Origin of the sequence: Albidovulum sp. (genome assembly GCF_049646345.1) — a bacterium.
Taxonomy (GTDB): Bacteria; Pseudomonadota; Alphaproteobacteria; order Rhodobacterales; family Rhodobacteraceae; genus Albidovulum.
The window spans coordinates 1-3,339 of the sequence record NZ_JBARVQ010000235.1 but is presented as its reverse complement, the minus strand read 5'-3'; the positions used below and the strand labels follow the sequence as shown (position 1 = coordinate 3,339).

Below are 3,339 nucleotides of genomic sequence, written 5' to 3'. Positions count from 1 at the left end.
GTCAAAGATCATTCCGGCATTGCACAAGGGGCAGAAGGTCACCGCGACCGGCACCCCCGCCACCTCGTCATTGACGATCTCATGCCAGGTCAGATAGCGGATCGGCCAGGCGCGGGCCTTGCCCTCCTCCGGTTCCAGCACCATGACCGGTTCGGCATCGGCGAGTCGCGTTTCGGCGGCGACGGGGATCATCTCCACGTCATCAAGCGCCGGGATGCCATCTTTCGGCGGGCCGCCTGAGAGGATTTCCTCGAACGGCACCGAGCTTTGGGAAAAATCGGTCTTCGGCCATTCGCCGCGCCAGCGTTCGGGCGAGGCAAGAAGCGGCGCGGCCAGGAGAAGCCCCGCAATGACGGACAAAAGAACGCGAGCATAGGTCATGAAACACCCCCGCCCGCGATGATGACGCGGACGGGGGTGCCAGACCAGCCTTCCGGCCGGCATCTCACCCGAAGGTGAATATTATTGTTGTTCCTCGACCGTGACCGAGACCATGCGGTCAGGATCGGTCACAGCACCATTTTGGTCGAAGCCGCCCTTCTTGATTGTATCCACCACGTCCATGCCTTCAATGACATGCCCGACGACGGTGTATTGGCCGTTCAGGTGATCGGCCAAGGCGAACATAATGAAGAACTGGGAATTGGCGCTGTCAGGGCTCGACGATCGGGCCATGCCGACAATCCCGCGCTGGAAGGGCAGATCCGAGAACTCGGCCGGAATGTTCGGCAGGCCCGACTTTCCGGTCCCCGCAAGTTCCAGATCGCCGCCGAATTTTCCATGTTCGACATCGCCTGTCTGGGCCATGAAGCCGTCGATCACCCGGTGAAAGACCACATCATCATAGGCGCCGGTGCGGGCCAGTTCGGTGATCTGGGCCACATGTCTGGGGGCAACATCGGGCAGAAGGTCGATCACGATCGTGCCGCTGGTGGCCCCCCCGACCTCGATCACGAGGTTCGGACCCGGACCGTCCTCAGCCGCGACGGCACCGGTCGTCCCCTGAACGTAGAGATAGACAGACAGCCCTGTCACGGCGAGTCCCGCGACAATGGCGCTGACGAATGCCCGCGTGTCAGACATCTGCCGCCACCTTGACCGCAATCATCCGGTCGGGATTTGCAGGCGGTTCACCGCGCTGGATCTTGTCGACATGTTCCATACCCGACACGACGCGGCCATAGACCGTGTACTGTCCGTTCAGGAAGTGGTTGTCCTTGAAGTTGATGAAGAACTGGCTGTTGGCCGAGTTGGGATTTGCCGAACGCGCAGCCCCCAGAGTGCCCCGGTCATGCGGCAGTTTCGAGAATTCCGCAGGCAGGTCAGGCAGGTCCGAACCACCGGTGCCCGAGCGGCCGGGATTGTAGTCTTTTTCCATATTGGCATGCTGCACGTCGCCGGTCTGGGCCATGAAACCTTCGATCACCCGGTGGAAGGCCACGTTGTCATAGTGCCCGCCCCGCGCGAGGTCCTTCATCCGCTCGGCATGTTTCGGTGCCACGTCTGCCAAAAGCTCGATCACCACATCGCCGTCCTTCAGCGTCACGATAATGGTATTTTCGGGGTCTTTGATTTCCGCCATGATGGTCTCCTTGACTGTTGCCCCGGAACCTAGTGCGCGCAAGCGCTCAAGAAAAGGGTAAAGCGTCAAGCCGTTGTTGGTTCTGAAGTTCAATTTGGAGCCCATTGCGGTCGGAGAGGCGGAGCCCACTTTGCCCGGGAACAAGCCGAAGGCGCCGGGCGAGCGCCTGCCCGTCCCGGCGGGCTGGCGCTTTTGAGATCGCGTGCATCGCTTGAGGTTAGAGGAGCTTTGCCACAATAAACTGCCCTGAACAACGGTCGCTGCGCCACCCCACGGGCAGCCGCCCGCCCGGCTTGTGTTGCACGCGCGGTAACATTCGCATTGCCCCGATAGCGGAAATCCAGACATGGAAGCCCGCAAGCGCCCTTGTCGGTTGACCTTCGCCCATGGTTCGGGCGATCTGGCAGGAAGAAGAATGTCACCGCCTGCCCGCCCGAAAGGATTCGCCCGATGAGCTGGAAAACCCTCGACGACATGGAATTCAACGGCAAGGTCGCCCTCGTCCGCGTCGATATCAACGTGCCGGTGGAGGCCGGACGGGTGACAGATGCGACACGGATCGAAAAGATCGTGCCGACGGTGAAGGCGATTCAGGAAAAGGGCGGCAAGGTCGTGCTTCTGGCCCATTTCGGCCGCCCCAAGGGGCAGGTCGTGCCGGAGATGAGCCTTCGCGTGACCCTGCCCGCGCTGGAGGCAGCCCTGGGCCAGAAGGTTACCTTTGCCGAGGATTGCATCGGCGGCCCGGCCAAGAAGGCAGTGGCGGCGATGGCACCCGGCGATGTGCTCCTGCTGGAAAACACCCGTTTCCATGCAGGTGAGGAAAAGAACGAACCGGCGATGGCGGCCTCGCTCGCCGCCCTCGGCTCGGTCTATGTCAATGACGCCTTTTCGGCCGCGCACCGGGCGCATGCCTCGACCGAAGGCATCGCACATCTGATGGCTTCCTGCGCCGGACGGCTGATGGCGGCGGAACTGAAGGCGCTGAACGCAGCACTTGGTGATCCGGTGCGCCCGGTGGTCGCGGTCGTGGGCGGGGCCAAGGTCTCGACCAAGCTCGATCTTCTCGGCAATCTTGTCGCGCGCGTGAACCATCTGGTGATTGGCGGCGGCATGGCCAACACGTTCCTTGTCGCCCAGGGGATCGAGGTCGGAGCGTCCCTTGCCGAGCGCGAGATGGCCGATACGGCCCGCGCGATCCTCGCCAAGGCCGAAGACGAGGGTTGCGCCATCCATCTGCCGACCGATGTCGTCGTCGCGCGGGACTTCAAGGCAGGGGCTGCGCATGAAACGGTGGCCGCCGATGCCTGCCCGGCCGATGCGATGATCCTTGATGCCGGGCCCGCGACGGTCGCTTCCATCGCCGAGGTCTTCGCTGCCAGCCGGACGCTGATCTGGAACGGCCCCTTGGGCGCGTTCGAGATCGAGCCGTTCGATGCCGCGACCAATGCGGCGGCAGCGAAGGCGGCTGAGTTGACGAAGGCGGGTCACCTGACCTCGGTCGCCGGTGGCGGCGATACGGTGGCGGCACTCAACAAGGCGGGCGTGGCGGACGATTTCAGCTACATCTCCACCGCAGGCGGCGCGTTCCTTGAATGGATGGAGGGCAAAACCCTGCCCGGCGTCGCGGCCCTTGGCTGAGGCGCTCAACATCATCCAGGTAAGGTGGGTTTAAACCCACCTTACTGACAAAAGACATCTGTTCGCATGTCATAAGATGCCGGACATTGCAGGGGGTAGGGACCCGCGCCCCGTAAGGT

4 protein-coding genes are annotated in these 3,339 nt (G+C 62.8%); 1 reads left to right on the top strand and 3 read right to left on the bottom strand.

The window, feature by feature from the left end; all coding sequences use genetic code 11:
- From WBB85_RS05625 to WBB85_RS05615, 3 genes are all read right to left on the bottom strand, one after another.
- The coding region (locus WBB85_RS05625; protein ID WP_432637649.1) for a DUF3179 domain-containing (seleno)protein at positions 1-381 on the bottom strand (381 nt) is incomplete at its 3' end.
- 81 nt (positions 382-462) lie between these two features.
- A complete protein-coding gene (locus WBB85_RS05620; protein WP_432637648.1) occupies positions 463-1,083 on the bottom strand; it encodes a peptidylprolyl isomerase in 621 nt (206 codons plus the stop codon).
- On the bottom strand, positions 1,076-1,582 hold the full coding sequence (locus tag WBB85_RS05615; protein ID WP_432637647.1) for a peptidylprolyl isomerase: 507 nt from the start codon (positions 1,580-1,582) through the stop codon (positions 1,076-1,078). The genes WBB85_RS05620 and WBB85_RS05615 overlap by 8 nt, the downstream gene beginning before the upstream one ends.
- Positions 1,583-2,032: 450 nt before the next feature.
- Here WBB85_RS05615 and WBB85_RS05610 point away from each other — a divergent pair, with 450 nt between their 5' ends.
- Positions 2,033-3,220 carry a phosphoglycerate kinase gene (locus tag WBB85_RS05610; RefSeq protein WP_432637646.1) on the top strand — a complete coding sequence of 396 codons (1,188 nt, stop codon included), beginning with the start codon at positions 2,033-2,035 and terminating at the stop codon, positions 3,218-3,220.
- Positions 3,221-3,339 lie beyond the last annotated feature (119 nt).